This is a genomic window from Bradyrhizobium sp. USDA 3311 (genome assembly GCF_054062495.1).
The window spans coordinates 4,652,481-4,667,678 of record NZ_JBSSFI010000001.1 but is presented as its reverse complement, the minus strand read 5'-3'; the positions used below and the strand labels follow the sequence as shown (position 1 = coordinate 4,667,678).

Here is a 15,198-nt window from a genome sequence, read left to right as displayed (position 1 = left end):
AACTCTTCAAGGCTTCTCACGAAAGATGGTCTTCCAATCCTGTTTCATATCCACGATGGTCCAGCCCTTCGCCCTGGCTTCGTCCCAGGCCTTGTCAAGCTTGCCGACCTTCGATTGCCGGTCGTAGGCGTATTCGCGCACCTCGTCAGTGTGATGCACGATGCCGGCAAAGCGCGCGCCTGATCCCGCCATGGTCCATTGCAGCATCTGATGATCGCCGTCGGAGTTGCCGAAGGCGAGGATCGGGCGACGACCGATCATCATATTGATGCCGGAGGGCTTGCCCGGGCCATCGTCGATGAACTGCACATTGGCAGTCTTCAGCAGCGACGGTTTTCCCGCGGCATCGAGCTGGTATTGCGTGACGCCGGAGGAGCCGACGACTTGCTCAGGCGGAATCCCGTAGGCCTTCTCGGCCCACACCCGCATGAACTCGACGCCGCCACCTGATACGATGAAGGTCTTGAAGCCACTGACGCGCAGATACGCCAATAGCTCGACCATCGGCTGGTAGACGAGCTCGTTGTAGGGGCGGTTGAAGCGCGGATGCCGTGCGGTCGAAAACCAGTCGGCAACGGATTTTGAGAACTCATCCGTGGGTATGCCGCTATGCGCGGCGGTCACCAGCGTCAGCAGGGCCTGCTCGCCCTGTTCGGCCAGCGCTGTCCTGTCGCCGGCGAGAAACGACTTGAATGGTTCCTGCTGCTTCCATTCGGGGTGTTTTGGCGCCATTGCCTTGACGCTGTCGAGCGCGAAGGCGGCCTGGAAATATTCAGGCTGCTCGCACCACAACGTGCCGTCATTGTCGAACACGGCGATGCGCTCTGGCACGGGCACGAAGTCCGGGTTGCCTTCGCGCGTGACCCGCCCGACAAAATCGACAATGGCCTGCCTTGCGGAACCGCTATTCCACGACGGCAACGGATCGACCTGAGCGACCGTCGCCGAAACAGGCAGAAGCACGGCCAGCAGCGCAGCGAGCGTGAAGCGGCGAGTGAAATTCATGGACTAGCTCCTCGATGCCGAGGGACGGCCGGTCCGCCGACCGTCCGACGTCCAATGCTAATGTGCGGGCTCCAGGCTCCTCTGCATCTTTTCGATAAGCTGATCGATAGAGAAACTCGACGGCCGCTGGCTCGGGGGGTATTCCTTGAAGGTCGCGAGAAAAGGTCCGACGATGGCCTGTGACGCCAGGAAAGGCGCGGGATTCGAAGTAAACCAGTCGTAGTAGGAGTTCGACGTTAGGTCGGCGCGTTCGTAGGGATCGGAGCGCAGGTCGAACATCTTCGGTACCCGCAACTTTGTGAACGGCTCAGCCCATATCCGCAGCGTACCGCTGGCGCGCTGCTCTTCGAATACGATTTTCCAGTTTTCGTAGCGCATGGCGACCAGGTCGCCGTCGTCGTTGAAGTAGACGAACTCCTTGCGTGCGCTGTTCGCCTGCTGACCCGTGAGATACGGAAGCTGATTGTATCCGTCGAGGTGCACCTTGAACGTCTTGCCACCGACCTGATGCCCCTTGAGCAGCTTGCTCTTGATCTCGGGATCGCCAGCTGCGGCAAGGAGCGTCGGCAGCCAATCCAAGCCGCTCACGATGTCATTCGATATCGAGCCGGGCTGAATTCGACCCGGCCAGCGGATCATACACGGGACGCGGAATGCGCCCTCCCAGTTGGTGTTCTTCTCGCTGCGGAAAGGGGTGGTTCCGGCATCGGGCCAGGAGTTCTGATGAGGGCCGTTGTCCGTCGTATAGAGGACGATGGTGTCGTTCGCGATGCCGAGATCGTCGAGTGCCTTCAGGACGGCTCCGACGGTCGCATCCGTTTCGATCATGCCGTCGGCGTATTCGGTTCTGGATGTCAGACCCGGCTGGTCGCGATGCGAATCTCGCACGTGTGTACGGAAGTGCATGCGGGTCGTATTGAACCAGCAGAAGAAGGGCGTGTTCGCCCGCGCCTGCCGCTGCATGAAATCGATCGCGGCCGCCGACGTTTCGTCGTCGATGGTCTCCATCCGCTTTTTGGTGAGGGGGCCGGTATCTTCGATGGTCTGCTTACCGACCCGGCCCCAGCGCGGGTGCTCGGTCGGATCGTCCCGGTCGGTCGCCTTGCAGCGCAGAACGCCGCGCGGACCGAGCGTGTCGCGGAAGCGCGTGTCGCGCGGATACGTGCGCGATTCCGGATCTTCTTCGGCGTTAAGGTGGTAGAGGTTGCCGAAGAACTCGTCGAAACCGTGCACAGTCGGAAGATATTCGTTCCTGTCTCCGAGATGGTTCTTGCCGAACTGGCCGGTGGCATAGCCCATTGGCTTGAGCAGTTCGGCGATGGTGGCGTCGTTGGCTTGCAGACCGACTGATGCACCGGGCATACCGACCTTCGACAGCCCGGTGCGAAGCGTGCACTGGCCGGTAATGAACGATGAGCGCCCCGCCGTGCAGCTCTGCTCCGCGTAATAGTCGGTGAACATCATGCCTTCCTTGGCGATCCGGTCGATGTTGGGCGTGCGATAGCCCATCAGTCCGAAGGAATAGGCGCTGATGTTGGTCTGGCCGATGTCATCTCCGAAGATGACCAGGATGTTAGGCCTGCGACTGGACGGAGCGGGACCCGCGGCCGGAGAGCCCGGTGCGGCCTTCTGCGCCTGCGCGAACGCGTCGGTTGCAATCGACGCTGCGACGAGCGCCGTTCCGCTCAGAAGGATGCTGCGGCGATTGGGATTTGACTGCTTCTTTTCGCTCATCGTTCACTCCCCTTTCTAACGACGCATCGGAAACCGACGTGACTGGTCGAAGTATCGACAGGCTCGGCGTGGCGCGCTGCAGGCCTGTAGCGACGGCAGTAATTGGGCGCGCAAAGATGCGAGCCTCCCTTCAAGACTTTCCTTGGGATCCTGATGTGAGGCTGGCAGGAATCGAAGCTGGCGCTCTCGGGACCTCCGAGCGGATTTTGCGGGATGCAACAAGGCTTCTGCGCATCGGCGTCATGCCGGGCCGACCACCAATCGGCAGTCCATTCCCAAACGTTGCCGATCATGTCGTGGACGCCGTATCCGTTGGGCGGGAAAGCCGTCACCGGCGAGGTGCGCGCGAAGCCGTCCTCGCAGCGGTTCTCCAGCGGGAAGATACCCTGCCAGGTGTTGGCCATGTGCCGACCGCCCGGATTGAACGCGTTGCCCCAGGCGAAATCTTCGCCGTCGAGTCCGCCGCGCGCGGCGAATTCCCACTCGGCTTCAGTCGGCAAATCCTTGCCGGCCCAATTCGCGTAGGCCAGCGCGTCGCTGTAGGACACATGGACGACCGGATGGTCGTCCAGATCTTTGATGTTGCTCTTGGGACCGTAAGGGCGACGCCAGGTCGCGCCCTTCATGAAAGTCCACCACTGGCTCCAATCGTTGAGATCGGTCACCCGCGAGGGCGGCGAGAACACAAGCGAGCCCGCATAGATCATCTCCGGCCGGGCGCCGGGATAGTCCTTCGGATCCGGAACGATCTGCGCCGTGGTGACGTGGCCGGTCGCGTTGACGAACGCCTTGAACTGCCGGTTGGTTACCGGCGTGCGATCGATCCAGAAGCCGTCCACGACGGCCCTGTGGCTCGGAGCCTCTTCGGGATAGTGATGGTCGGACCCCATTCGGAACATGCCGCCGGGAATCCAGATCATGTCGTCGGTCGATGCCTCACCTTGACGATCATGATCGCTCTCTGCCTGCAACATGTGGCGCCCATCCGCTGCGGCTACTGGCAATAATCCCAGAAGCCCTGCGTGCGGGAGGGATCCGTGTAGTACCAGCACATGCCGGGCGCCGGCGCAGCACCGGCCCACGCCGCTGCGGTCGCAGCGGTCACGACGCCGATCGCGGCTCCTGCCGCAATCGCGCCACCGGCGGGCCACCGATACCAGCCGGGGCGCGCCCAACGGACACCGCCGCCATTAAAGCCCGGCCGAACGACCGTCGTTCGTCGCACCGCCACGTTGCCGCGTGGCCCGACTACCGCCGTGCGGCCGCGGTATGCCGCTCCTCGGGGTCCGACGACGGCGCCGCCTCGGTGTACCACCGCACCGCCTCGCGGCCCGACGACTGCACGCCCTCCCCGTGCGGCGGCTCGTACCTCGATGGCAGCGGAACTTGTATTTGGCGCCTGGATGGCCGTTGGCGGAGGCAGGGGAGCCGCCGCGACCTTATCCAGCGATGAAACGGTCAGTGAGATTGTGAAGAGTGAGATCGAGACTGAACGACGGACAGTGCCGCAAACAATGTCACGCATGCTTCCAATTCCCTCCGGGGTCGCCCCGGGCCGAAATAAGAATTCTGGTGCGCATAGTTACGCAAACTACGTGGGCGTAGCTTAAACTCGGACGCGATCGCGGCGTTATGCGAATCGTGCCAAATCGTCAGGGGAAGAGGACGTTTTTAGATCGGGCCGCTTCTTGCGAGCGTTGCGGTGAAGCGTCTCGCGAGGGTATTCGCCGAAGAGCGCCCGATACTGCTGCGCAAAGCGACCGAATTCGAGGAAGCCGAGCTCGGTCGCGACATCGAGGACGCCGGTCTCATCGGGACTTGCCTGTCGCAGGCGGAGATGGACCATGGACAGCCGCTTCGCCCTCAGAAATTCGATCGGTCCGATCCCGAGGGCCTCGTCGAAGGCGCGATACAGGGTTCGTCGCTTGAGCTTGAGCTTCTCGCAGATCTCGGAGACGTGGACGGCCCGATTACCGTTTTTCTGGAGGTATCTTTCGACGTCGTGCACGATCCTCGTCGACGACGCGACGGGCCGCTCCCTGCCGGCCCCCGGCTCCATCGCGACGGGACCGATGAAGGCGTCGAGGACCGAGCGCTTCCAATACTCCGCGGCCGCCCCTTGAGGGATGCCGCCATGTTGCAGCCGGCCCGCAAGCAGCGCCAATAACGCGCCGAGCGCGCCAGTACGGCGATCCGTGAAGCGGAAGTGCCGGCGTTTGGTCCAGAACTCCGGATCCGAGACCTGCTGCTCGGCCGCGAACAGATCCAAGATCGCGGCCGGGTCGCACATCACGCCTGCGAAGCGTGCAGCTCCCTCGTAGAGTCTGTCATGCTCGGCTCCGGGCGGATGCATGAGGACGTCCCCAGGGAGGACGGGGTCGCCGAGGCTGCGGGATTCTCCTGAGCAGGCCAGAAGGGTCCCAACGACGATCTTGTCCGGGCTGAATACGCCGGTGGCGCGTACGCTGAGGGAAAACTGTCCGCGACTGAAAGCGACGTCCTCGATCCGTCCATGCAGGAGCTCGCCAGAAAGCCTTCCCCGCCCGAGTTGAACGATTTCGATCTGGGAGTTGCCGATCGGGTTCTTCAGAGTTTCGATGCTGTTGATGCGCTCGGAGCGCAACCGAACGTCGTCTTGCGTAGTCCAGGCCCGTCCCACCTCGCCTCTCCCTACCGATAGGTCGCGTCGTGTCGTGGCGAACCCGCGCACGGCGAGCTCGCTCGTCCTGAAGTCTCGAATTCTCCGTTCTGGAGGTGGGGGCAGCAGCCAAAGCCTGGCCCCTCGCCGAAGCGCTACGGTGCGGCGTCTGCCGGCGGCATGAGCATCTCCCTCGCAGGGGATTCCCCTGCGACACGTATTCGTTGTTCTCGCTGGCGGGGTAGACCTTAGGGGGATTAACCTGTGTTGGCAATAAGCCCGTTGGTCGCAGCATCGGCGGGGTTTGTGCGCAAAAGATACGTTGACGGAACTGGTTTCGTCGGGCGCGGCGTCATCAAACCCGCTCGTCACCGTCTCTTCAGACGTCGGGTGTCCGCGTCCCGGGCAAATCCAAGTTCGGCAACGAATGCCGAAAAGCGAGTGTAGGAGACCTTCATCTTCTGGCGGCTCATGAACTCCGCGTATAGCCGCCATCTGGTTCTTGATGGAGTAGCGCTGGAGCTCCCTCGACATCCGTACGTATTGCGCCGCGCGGCGCTCTCGCGTCCGCCTCGCCGGGCTTGTGCCCTTGGGAACCACGAGCCAGTTACCCATGCACCCCCTCCTGTTACGTCAGAGGTATTCGTCCCGCGGATACACCTTTCGCGTTTGGAAAGACAAGTTCGATCAAACAGGAGAGGGCCTCGGGCCTTTTCTGCGCCTTATGCCGTTGTGCACAGCGCCGCGGAACAAGGGGACAAGCCCCAGCCCTGCCGATTGCGAATCCCTGACCCGTGGTAACCGCTCGGAACGAGCAGGCGGGCGGAAGGATTCGTCCGGGCAGGAGCGATTCCGATGCTGATGACGAAGCAAAGACGGCCGGCGATCCGCACGCTACGCGGCTGGGCAATCAGCGTGCTGCAGGAAACAGGTGCGATTCACGAATGCGAAGAGCACGGTTGGGCGAAGGATCGCGCCGACCCTCATGCGCGCGAGCACGCATTGGACATCGCCAGGCAGGAGCCGCCAGAGGGCTTGTCTCCGGACCAGGCCGCCGCGGAATTGCGCGACGTCTTGAATTCTATCGGCGATACGTGCCCCGAGTGCCTTCCAAGTCCCGATTAGTTCGGCTGCGCTGTCGCGCCGCTCGGGCGGCAACGGATGCGGGCGAGTTCGAGCCAAGCCTGCGCGAGCTGGAGCCAGCGCTGCCGCTCGGAGCCATCTGCCAGGACGGCTTCCTTCACTGCCTCTTCCGCACGGTCCTTAGGATCGAAGTCGTCACCCATGATGCGGAACGTCGAGCCTACTAAGGTAAACGGCCAGTGGCGCTCAGCTCCGTACGAATCCGGGGGGCGGCCTCGCACGCCGCCGCCTCCGGCACCGCACTGCGGCGCATCCCGTGCGCGGCAACGTATCGAGACCATCGGACGAGATCGTCCGGATTGTACGCGCCCCTAGGCCGACCGGGCCCCCACGTCACTTGCTATCGGGCTTCTTGGCCGGCGGGCCGCTCTTGTTGCCCGGCAAACCCTTGATGTTGGAGGTGTCCTGCTGCTGCGCCGTCGGATTCTGTTGGTTCAGCGTGGTGCTGGAGCCGACCGTCTCGCTGGGCTTGGCCGCAGGACCATTTTTGTTGCCGGGTTGACCCGCGATGCCAGCGCCGGAGTTCTGGGCGCTCGGCGCGGTCGAGACGTCGGGCGTCATGGTTTGGGCAATTGCGGCCGGCGCCGAAAGCGTCAGAGCGAAGACGAGTGCGCTCGCGATAGACCTCATGACCGATCTCCTTTTTGATGCTTCGGAATCGCGTTTTGCGGCTCCGATCAGTTCGAACGTGCGGTTGCCACGCGCGTTCCTCCTATTCTCGCCCGCCTTGGAGCGCCCAGCACCTTCCTCCCCGCTGCGCGGTATTCGACGTGCAAGAAGCACTGAGCAAGATGGCTGGCAGGAAGACGCGACGAAATCGGGAAGGTCAGGCCTAGCCAAAGGCCTTCGGCAAAGACCGAAAGCCCCTCAAGCGAGCAAGTCGAGTGCGTTGTCGAGCGCTGCGCCGGCGGCCGTGTTGTCGAAGATGCACCAGGTCTCAGTAGACGACGACGCAGCACCGAGCCGCGGCTTCAGCCTCCGAAGGAACGCTCCGTCGTAGGCGGAGTAGTAAATGCGCGGCGCTCCATGCAGTCGAAAATAGCGCAGGCCTGGCCACCCGCCCGGCAGGTCGGCATCCGGCACCCGCGCGGGGTCCGCACCGACGCGGCCAAGCCGACGCTCCTTAAGCCAAGCACCGACCTCGGGCGTGAACCAACTGGCATGACGCGGCTCGCAAGCGAGAGCGGCTGATGTCCTTTCCCGCAGTGCGCCGAACAGTAATTCCGCATCGGACTTCACGAACATTTTGCGCGGGGCAAACTGAACAAGCAAAGCGCCGAGCTTCGCACCAAGCCCGGCGCTCTCTTCGATGAACCGATCGAGTTCAGCCCGTGCAAGCTGTTGCGAATGAGTGACGGACTTCGGCACCTTGACCGAAAATCGGAAATCATCCGGTGTCACGCTCGCCCACCTCTCGTACGTCGAGCGCCGGTGCGGCTTGTGAAAGGATGAGTTGATCTCGGTGGCGTTCAACACCCGTGCGTAGCGCTCAAGGTGACTACCTGCACCGCCAACCCTTTCCTTGCAGCTCTGGGGAACATTCCATCCCGCTGTGCCGAGCCGCAGCTCGGCTTTGACATGCGCGTCCTCTTCCATGTCAGTCTACAACCGCCATGGAGCGTCACCGGGTGATTCTCAACCTCAAGCCGACTTCCGCCGCGCGCCTGCTGTCGGCTTCTTCGCCGCGTCCTTCGCAGGCTTCTTGCCGGCGATCGGCATCAGCATCTCCTTCTGACCCGCGGCCGTTTTTTTCGCCTTCTTGGCAGGCTTCTTTGCAGCCCCGGTCTCGGCTGCTGCGCCCCCGACGCTCTTGCGCAGTGCGTCCATCAGATCAACGACGTTCTCGCCTTTCGGCCGATCCTTCGGCACGATCGGCTTGCCGGCCCGCTTCTGGTTGATGAGCTCGACCAGCGCGCTCTCGTAGTGGTCCTCGAACTTCTCCGGATCGAACTCCCCCGCCTTCTGGTTCACGATGTGCTTGGCGAGATCGAGCATATCCTTGGTCACCTTCACGTCCTGGATCTCGTCGAAAAACTCCTGTTCGCTGCGCACCTCATAGGGGTAGCGCAACAGCGTGCCGACCAGACCCTTGCCCATCGGCTCCAACCCGATGATGTGCTCGCGATTGGTCAGCACCACCCGCCCGATCGCGACCTTGTCCATCTCGCGGATGGTCTCGCGGATCACGGCGAACGCGTCGTGGCCGACCTTGCCGTCGGGACGGATGTAGTACGGTCGGATCAAGTAGCGCGGGTCGATGTCGGTCTTGTCGACGAACTCGTCGATCTCGATGGTGCGCGTCGATTCCAGCGCGATTTCCTCGAGCTCCTCTTTCGAGACCTCGATGAACTGGTCCTTCTCGAGCTGGTAACCCTTGACGATGTCCTCGTTGGGTACCTCGTCGCCGGTATCGGCATCGACCTTCAGGTACTTGATGCGATGGCCAGTCGCCCGGTTGAGCTGGTTGAACGAGATCTTCTCGGACTCCGAGGTCGCCGGGTACAGCGCCACGGGACAAGTGACGAGGGAGAGCCTCAAAAAGCCCTTCCAATTAGCGCGGGGGGCCATGTGACGCAGAACTCCGTTGGGGCAGGCCTGGATTCAAGACGAACGGCAGGCGCCAGTTCCGACAGCCAACCTGCCATCCCCGAGATTCATCCGACTTCGGCCACTGCGCCATGGGAATTCGGAGGGCCCCTCTTGACTCCACGGAACGGAACGGGAACATAATCGGATGAACGCCACCTCCGAGCAGGCCGGGCCGGCCCCGGACGATCTCGGGGCCACAGCCGACCAAGCCATCGAAGCCTGCGGCGGCGACCCCCGGGAGGCGGTCAAGGCGTTGTTGATCGCCCTCGACTTTCTCGAGGCCGAGGCCAACGAGCTGCGCGCGGCGGTCTCGAAAGGATATTCACGCGGGCGACATGGCCCGCAGCGGGAACGCAAGGAGTGACTGCGATGGACGTCACCCGGCGCCGTCGCGTTTTCGCGGACAGGAGACCCGTCCAGCGGCGATTTCAGCGACGCCAAACTGATCCGGAAGTTCGGCGAGGTGCCGGACGACCTCAGCGCTCTGTGACCGGCACGAGCCGATCATTCCTCACCCGGGGTGGCGGCATCGCCCGACTCGAGCAGGTTCAGCGCGGTCTCGATCTGCGCGAGCAGGCGCTTGATTTCCTCGCGCTCGTTCGGTCCGGTACCGCTCTCCAGTCGCTCCATGAGCGCCTGCTTCCGCGCAAGCAGGTTTGCGACAGCCGACACATCGCACCTCCCCATGTTTGGCATCTACAAGGGAGTTGGTGCGGCCGTGACGAACTTGCCAGTCCTGGCTCTGCGATGTCCTTCCCCAGCCCGAGCCGATTCCTTCCGGGCACTATTTCGCCGGCGGCCGCAGCGGGCCGTCCACCCACTTCCGGGCGGCGGGGTCGTGCAGCGGATCGTCGTCGCAATCGGAGCAGACGTAGCGCTCTCCGCCTCTGGCGCCCTCGTCGCGCACGAGCTTCATCGCCCGCCCGCAGTGTGGGCAAGGCTTCCGGATTGGATGCTGCAGCGACATTTGGCTTCCCCGCCTCGATCAGCGTAGTGCCCTTGCCGGGCGGGCACAAGCGATCTCTTGACGTGAGCCTCATCGACCATCGAAGATCGGCATTCGGTGATGTTGTGGGGTGGCGTCATGGAAGAGTTCTACAACGGCTTCGCGCAGCGGGCGCGCGATCTGGCGGAGAAGGCCGACCCGTTCACCAGGCGGCGGCTTCTTGATCTGGCCCAAAGGTACGAGCTCAAGAGCAGACCGGGATCGAGCTACGGACGGCCCTCGCCGCCCACGCGCGCGACCCCACCGACGGTGCTCTTCTCCGGCTCCGGCGAAGCCTGATACCGGGTCCGCTCTCGCGCTATGCGAAGCACGGTTTCCGGGCGATTTCCCGGTCAACCCGGCGATGTCGCGCCGCCGAGTAGCTGCGAGACGGCGGCAGCCAATTGCGCCGGCGCAAAGGGCTTTTGGATCAGGACGCTGCCGTCGACGCCCTGCGATTGCCAGTCAGGCGCGCTGGCGCTCGTCATGTAGACCACAGGAAAGCCAGGCGTGATTTCCCTGATCTGCCGCGCCAGCTCCCAGCCGCTTATGCCGTCACCCAGGTTGACGTCCGTCAGCAGGACTCGACATCCCTCGCGGCCATCGCAAAAGGTGCACATGGCCTCTTCCCCCGAATGGACCGAGCAGGCCTCGAAACCGCCGTCGGACAAGGCGTCCTCGACGAAGCTTGCGATGAGAGCTTCATCCTCCACGACCAGAACACGAACGGCATCACTCACTTTCAAATCTCCTCGGCGACCGAGCCGGGTCGTCTCGCGTGCGGCAGTGCGCTGGTCCGTAGTCCGGCGGAAGAGCAACCTCCGCCGTCAGCCAGCCAAGCACCGTAATGCGCCGTGTCAAGCCACCGGCACACCATAATATGCGTTCACCGAGCGCGTCGTCGCCGGGTCGCTCCAATTCCAACTGCTCTCGTCGGCGTATTTGGGGGCGCCGCGGAGCTGGTCCTGGGAAATGCCGGTGACTACATAGCCGCCGAGGTTGGTGTCGTATTTCAGCGTCTGCCATGGCAGCGGATAGTGATCGTCGCCGATGCCGAGCAGGCCGCCGAAGCTGAGCACCGCGTACGACACCTTGCCGCTGATCTTGTCGATCATGACGCGCTCGATGTAGCCGACCTTTTCGCCCTTCGCGTCGTACGCGTTCGTGCCCTCGACCTTGTCGCTGCCGATCAGGCTGAACGTCTCGCGATCTTCCATGGTCATGTTGACCTCCTGGGTGTTGTCTTCGGGAATCAACGGGGCCACGATGCCTCTGTTCCTGGCACAATCCGGGGCGAAAAGTTGATTTCCCAGGGATGAAGCGGCCGGATCGGATGACGCGCCGCAATGTGCCGGACGAAGTCGGCGAGCGGAGTTAGAGCATGGAGCTGACCGATCTGGAGCGGGATTTTCTGAGGAAGCTCCTCGGCGAATCCTGGTCAGCCCGCCGACATTTCGACCATGAAATCGTGGCGCGGCTCGTGGAGCTTGGTCTCGTGGAAACCGAGCCGCTTCCATCTGGCGATATCGAATACCGGATCACTGACGCGGGCCGAGCGGCGGCTACCGCGTAAACGTAGATCGGCAGATGCAGCAGGTCCTGAAGGGCATCGGCCGGTGATCAAAAGGGTGGAACGGAGGCAAGGCTGGGGCGGCATCGTCGGAGCTTGCATGGCACTAGGCCGCACACGCCTCAGGACCAGCCACGGGGAGTGCGGATCTTAGCGCCCTGTGATGGCGATCGCCGGACAAGGACGCCGACGGAATTCAGGCCTCCAGCCCCAGGCTCGCGCCACATCCTGAAGTTCGTTTTTGCTTCGCCCCCGCTGCGCCCTTCCGACGACCTTCTTCGGGTCGCATGATGACCTGTTCAAGCGCATCCAGCCGACCTATCGCGGGCGACCCTTCCAAACTACGCGCGGCCTTCGCGGATAAGGCGGCAACGGCCGAAATCTTGGTCTGCCGCGCAGCGTGGCTACGGAGAATGGAGTGGTAGATTTTCACGTAGTCCGATGCCATGCGACGGGAGGAGAACCGCTCCTCGAAGCGCATCCGGATCGCTTTCCGGTCCAACGCCAACAGCTCTGGAATGGCCTGCACCGCCTCATCGAGGCTTGAGACGATGCGCCCGGTCAGCCCGTCCTCGACGATCTCCGGGACCGATCCGCAGCGGAAGGCAAGCACCGGCGTTCCGCAGGCCATGGCCTCGATCATGACCAGCCCGAACGGCTCGGGCCAATCGATGGGGAAAAGCAATCCGGCCGCCCGGCCGAGAAACTCGGTCTTGGCGCTCTCGTTGATCTCGCCAACGAACTCGACGTCCGTCCCGTTCAAGAGTGGCGCGATGACCTGCTGGAAGTAGGCCTCGTCGACCTTATCAACCTTCGCCGCAATCTTAAGCGGCACGCCCGCAGCCCGCGCAATGGCAATGGCGCGGTCGGGCCGTTTCTCGGGCGAGATGCGACCAAGAAACGCAAGGTAGCCGCCCGCCGACGTCCAGGTCGACTTGTGAAGATCGACCGGGATGCCGTGATATACGGTTCCGACGAATTTCGCGCTGGGCAATGGCGCCCGTTGCGCGTTGGAGATGGAGATCAGCGGCATCTCCGAAAACCAGCGATAGAACGGCATGTGATCGGCAAGGTCCTGCCGGCCATGCAGCGTCGTCACTGTCCGTCCGGACTCCGATCGGAACAGAGGAAAGTGCAAGTAGTCGACGTGAAAGTGCAGGATGTCGAAATCGTCAGCGCGCTCCCGCACCTTGTCGAGCATCAGCGCGTGATGCGGGATCGGGTCGCGGGCGTCCGGATCGAGGCGCAACGCCCGGGGCACGCACGGAACGAGTTCGGCGGAGGTGATGGAATCGCCGCTGGCGAAAAGCGTGACCTGATGACCTTGCCTGATCAGCTCCTCGGTCAAATATGAAACGACCCGCTCCGTTCCGCCATACAGCCGTGGCGGGACGCTCTCGAAGAGCGGCGCAATCTGCGCGATCCTCATTCATTCCTCCCGTACAGCCAGTCACACCCGTTAGAGGCCGACGCCAGTTCAGTGGCCCCGAGCGCGGGGATGACCCGCGAGCCGTCGGTCTGGACGTGGCGCGCCTGCACGGGCTTCTTTCTGTCGATGCTCCAGGTCTTCGCATCCTGTTGCAACCGGCTCGTCCAGCGCTGCTCCAGACGGTCGATTACGTAACGGGGTAGACGGATATCTTCCATGGGATCCTCCTCACGCCGCCAGCACCCGCGACGTGGAAAACCGTCGCTTTGGCTTTCCGCCGGGCGGATTGCGCGGATTGCGTGGGCCGCCATCCAGATCGCATAATGCATCCAGGATGGCATCGATGCTGACAGGCGCCTTCAGTCCATGGGGCGCACGAAGCCCCGGACATGACGCAATCGCCGAAGCGTCGGAAGCCCAGGAGGCGAGGATCGCCCGCTTCTCGGCCAGCGAAAGCGATGGATGCCTAACCACGTCCTTGGGATGCTCGAAGACGGTGCCGGGGTGCAGGAGCGCTTGGAAGTCGAAGACGTTGTCGGTGGCGGTCGTCGGCCGCATGTTTTCCTCCCTTCGAAGACGAGTGGATGGACGGCCCGTAGACCGGGCCGCCGCAATACGTACTGGTTCAAGCCGCCCTGGATTCGAGCTTGTGCAGGTTGTCCGGCGTCGCTCCATTGATGGCGATCCGTCGCGGCTTCATGGCCTCGGGAATCTCCCGGACGAGTTCGATCTTGAGCAGACCGTTGTCGAAGGACGCGTTCTTGACCTGAACGTAGTCGGCCAGGTTGAACTGGCGCTTGAACGCGCGGGTCGAGATGCCGCGGTACATAAATTCGCGTTCAGTCTTGTCCGTCTTGTTGCCCTCGATCGTCACGACGTTCTGCTCGGCCGTCACCGAGATTTCGTCGGGAGAGAAGCCGGCCACCGCGAGCGAAATCTGGTAGCGATCGTCGCCGAGCCGTTCGATGTTGTAGGGCGGGTAATTGTCCTCGGTCGCGCGCTGGGCGGATTCAGCGAGGTCGAAAAGGCGGTCGAAACCGATGGTCGAACGCCAGAGCGGTGAGAAGTCGTAACTGCGCATAGCCAGATCCTCCACGGAGCAAAATGGTTACGAGCGGCACCGGACACGACCGGTGCCCGTCTCTGGATTCGCCGAGCCCGTCAGGCGCCCGGAGAGCCGCCCTGCGGCGGCGACTCGAAAATTAGAGAAACCGAGTTTGGTTTCAAGGGAGGGCCGGAAAATTTTCAGCCATCCGGGGCCGTCTAGATAACGGGCTTCCGCAGTGCCACCAGGGCGGGGCTACATGAGGCCCGCTCCGAGTCTTTGCCCGTCGTCGGCCGACGCGGCGATGTTCGACTTTCCAGGAGCCTTCGTGTGGCATGACCGGTCCGTCGGCCGGTCGCTTCTCTGTCCTACACTCCTCTTGAAACAAAATCGCCCCATCCTAGTTTTTGTGCAGCCACGCGGGAGCGTGGCGCCGGATGCCTCTCGGGTCCGGCAGACGCCATCGGGCAGAATCCGATGTTGCTCCTATCCATATTGCTCAGAGGAGGATGTGGTTATGAGAACCTACGATCTATCACCCTTCTGGCGTTCGACCATCGGGTTCGACCGCCTCTTAAATCTGGTGAACGATACGGTAGACAACGGCGACACTTACCCGCCGTATGATATCGAGCGCACCAGCGAGGACCAGTACCGGATTTCGCTGGCGCTGGTCGGCTTCACCCCGGACGACGTGGCGATCACCGCAGAGCGCTCGACGCTCACGGTCGAAGGCCGCAAGACCGACGAGGATGAACGCGACTACCTGTATCGTGGAATCTCCGTCCGGCCCTTCCGGCGCGTATTCAACCTGGCCGACTACGTCCAGGTCAAGGACGCGACGTTCGAAGACGGCCTGCTCAGGATTGCCCTGACTCGGGAAATGCCGGAGGCGCTGAAGCCGCGTCAAATCGCGATCGACGTTGCCGGCAACGACCACCAGAGGAGCGATCGGACGCAGGCGGCCTGACACTGGCTGCTGCCCATCGAACCGCTGCGCGGCTAGGTCCGCGCTGCGGACTGCTGGCCCATTGACGACCAAACCCAAGAAAGGAGGACC

The 15,198-nt window shown here is 63.0% G+C and carries 21 protein-coding genes; 5 read left to right on the top strand and 16 right to left on the bottom strand.

Features of this window, described 5'->3' with window-relative positions:
- Positions 1-6: 6 nt before the first annotated feature.
- From ACVWW6_RS22085 to ACVWW6_RS22065, 5 genes are all read right to left on the bottom strand, one after another.
- Positions 7-1,005, bottom strand: a complete 999-nt coding sequence (locus ACVWW6_RS22085; RefSeq protein ID WP_182872108.1) for an HAD family hydrolase — start codon at positions 1,003-1,005, stop codon at positions 7-9.
- Positions 1,006-1,062: 57 nt separating this feature from the next.
- Positions 1,063-2,739, bottom strand: a complete 1,677-nt coding sequence (locus ACVWW6_RS22080) for an arylsulfatase (RefSeq protein ID WP_182872109.1) — start codon at positions 2,737-2,739, stop codon at positions 1,063-1,065.
- Entirely contained in the window at positions 2,736-3,713 is a 978-nt protein-coding gene (locus tag ACVWW6_RS22075) for a formylglycine-generating enzyme family protein (RefSeq protein WP_182872110.1), read from the bottom strand. Before ACVWW6_RS22075 ends, ACVWW6_RS22080 begins: the two co-directional genes overlap by 4 nt.
- 20 nt (positions 3,714-3,733) lie before the next feature.
- Positions 3,734-3,964, bottom strand: a complete 231-nt coding sequence (locus ACVWW6_RS22070; RefSeq protein ID WP_182872111.1) for a hypothetical protein — start codon at positions 3,962-3,964, stop codon at positions 3,734-3,736.
- Positions 3,965-4,369: 405 nt separating this feature from the next.
- Positions 4,370-5,398, bottom strand: a complete 1,029-nt coding sequence (locus tag ACVWW6_RS22065) for a helix-turn-helix domain-containing protein (protein ID WP_182872112.1) — start codon at positions 5,396-5,398, stop codon at positions 4,370-4,372.
- A gap of 834 nt (positions 5,399-6,232) precedes the next feature.
- On the opposite strand from ACVWW6_RS22065, the gene ACVWW6_RS22060 reads away from it, so the two are divergent.
- Positions 6,233-6,502: a hypothetical protein gene (locus tag ACVWW6_RS22060; protein WP_456681383.1), complete on the top strand. Its 270-nt coding sequence runs from the start codon at positions 6,233-6,235 to the stop codon at positions 6,500-6,502.
- Here the strand turns inward: ACVWW6_RS22060 and ACVWW6_RS22055 are convergent.
- The 4 genes from ACVWW6_RS22055 to ku all read right to left on the bottom strand — a co-directional run bounded on the left by ACVWW6_RS22055 (position 6,499) and on the right by ku (position 9,088).
- The gene (locus tag ACVWW6_RS22055; RefSeq protein WP_182872114.1) at positions 6,499-6,663 is read right to left on the bottom strand and encodes a hypothetical protein; all 165 of its coding nucleotides are present in this window, start codon (positions 6,661-6,663) and stop codon (positions 6,499-6,501) included. The two genes, ACVWW6_RS22060 and ACVWW6_RS22055, sit on opposite strands and share 4 nt — an antisense overlap.
- A 190-nt stretch (positions 6,664-6,853) precedes the next feature.
- Complete coding sequence (locus ACVWW6_RS22050) at positions 6,854-7,150, bottom strand: hypothetical protein (protein ID WP_182872116.1); 297 nt, start codon at positions 7,148-7,150, stop codon at positions 6,854-6,856.
- A 237-nt stretch (positions 7,151-7,387) separates the two neighbouring features.
- Positions 7,388-8,116, bottom strand: a complete 729-nt coding sequence (locus ACVWW6_RS22045) for a DUF72 domain-containing protein (protein ID WP_182872117.1) — start codon at positions 8,114-8,116, stop codon at positions 7,388-7,390.
- A 45-nt stretch (positions 8,117-8,161) separates the two neighbouring features.
- Positions 8,162-9,088, bottom strand: coding sequence for a non-homologous end joining protein Ku (gene ku / locus ACVWW6_RS22040; protein WP_182872118.1), 927 nt, complete (start codon positions 9,086-9,088; stop codon positions 8,162-8,164).
- Between the two features lie 166 nt (positions 9,089-9,254).
- Between ku and ACVWW6_RS22035 the strand changes: the two genes are divergently transcribed.
- Positions 9,255-9,473 carry a hypothetical protein gene (locus ACVWW6_RS22035; protein ID WP_182872119.1) on the top strand — a complete coding sequence of 73 codons (219 nt, stop codon included), beginning with the start codon at positions 9,255-9,257 and terminating at the stop codon, positions 9,471-9,473.
- Between the two features lie 140 nt (positions 9,474-9,613).
- Here ACVWW6_RS22035 and ACVWW6_RS22030 read toward each other — a convergent pair whose 3' ends face one another.
- The gene (locus ACVWW6_RS22030; protein WP_182872120.1) at positions 9,614-9,781 is read right to left on the bottom strand and encodes a hypothetical protein; all 168 of its coding nucleotides are present in this window, start codon (positions 9,779-9,781) and stop codon (positions 9,614-9,616) included.
- A gap of 412 nt (positions 9,782-10,193) precedes the next feature.
- Between ACVWW6_RS22030 and ACVWW6_RS22025 the strand changes: the two genes are divergently transcribed.
- Positions 10,194-10,394, top strand: coding sequence for a hypothetical protein (locus ACVWW6_RS22025; RefSeq protein WP_092088362.1), 201 nt, complete (start codon positions 10,194-10,196; stop codon positions 10,392-10,394).
- Between the two features lie 53 nt (positions 10,395-10,447).
- On the opposite strand, the gene ACVWW6_RS22020 is transcribed toward ACVWW6_RS22025, so the two are convergent.
- Both ACVWW6_RS22020 and ACVWW6_RS22015 read right to left on the bottom strand, forming a co-directional pair.
- Entirely contained in the window at positions 10,448-10,834 is a 387-nt protein-coding gene (locus tag ACVWW6_RS22020) for a response regulator (RefSeq protein WP_018643616.1), read from the bottom strand.
- 117 nt (positions 10,835-10,951) lie between these two features.
- Positions 10,952-11,317, bottom strand: coding sequence for a PRC-barrel domain-containing protein (locus tag ACVWW6_RS22015; RefSeq protein ID WP_018643617.1), 366 nt, complete (start codon positions 11,315-11,317; stop codon positions 10,952-10,954).
- Between the two features lie 158 nt (positions 11,318-11,475).
- Between ACVWW6_RS22015 and ACVWW6_RS22010 the strand changes: the two genes are divergently transcribed.
- Positions 11,476-11,667, top strand: coding sequence for a hypothetical protein (locus tag ACVWW6_RS22010; RefSeq protein ID WP_182872121.1), 192 nt, complete (start codon positions 11,476-11,478; stop codon positions 11,665-11,667).
- A gap of 193 nt (positions 11,668-11,860) precedes the next feature.
- On the opposite strand, the gene ACVWW6_RS22005 is transcribed toward ACVWW6_RS22010, so the two are convergent.
- The 4 genes from ACVWW6_RS22005 to hspD all read right to left on the bottom strand — a co-directional run bounded on the left by ACVWW6_RS22005 (position 11,861) and on the right by hspD (position 14,174).
- Positions 11,861-13,093 (bottom strand): glycosyltransferase family 4 protein, encoded by a 1,233-nt coding sequence (locus ACVWW6_RS22005; RefSeq protein ID WP_011087973.1) that lies wholly within the window; start codon positions 13,091-13,093, stop codon positions 11,861-11,863.
- Positions 13,090-13,311, bottom strand: a complete 222-nt coding sequence (locus ACVWW6_RS22000) for a hypothetical protein (protein WP_456681382.1) — start codon at positions 13,309-13,311, stop codon at positions 13,090-13,092. Before ACVWW6_RS22000 ends, ACVWW6_RS22005 begins: the two co-directional genes overlap by 4 nt.
- 10 nt (positions 13,312-13,321) lie before the next feature.
- Positions 13,322-13,651, bottom strand: a complete 330-nt coding sequence (locus tag ACVWW6_RS21995) for a hypothetical protein (protein WP_011087974.1) — start codon at positions 13,649-13,651, stop codon at positions 13,322-13,324.
- A gap of 67 nt (positions 13,652-13,718) precedes the next feature.
- Positions 13,719-14,174 carry a small heat shock protein HspD gene (hspD, locus tag ACVWW6_RS21990; protein WP_028160472.1) on the bottom strand — a complete coding sequence of 152 codons (456 nt, stop codon included), beginning with the start codon at positions 14,172-14,174 and terminating at the stop codon, positions 13,719-13,721.
- Positions 14,175-14,655: 481 nt separating this feature from the next.
- Here hspD and hspE point away from each other — a divergent pair, with 481 nt between their 5' ends.
- Positions 14,656-15,108, top strand: a complete 453-nt coding sequence (hspE, locus tag ACVWW6_RS21985) for a small heat shock protein HspE (RefSeq protein WP_028160471.1) — start codon at positions 14,656-14,658, stop codon at positions 15,106-15,108.
- Positions 15,109-15,198 lie beyond the last annotated feature (90 nt).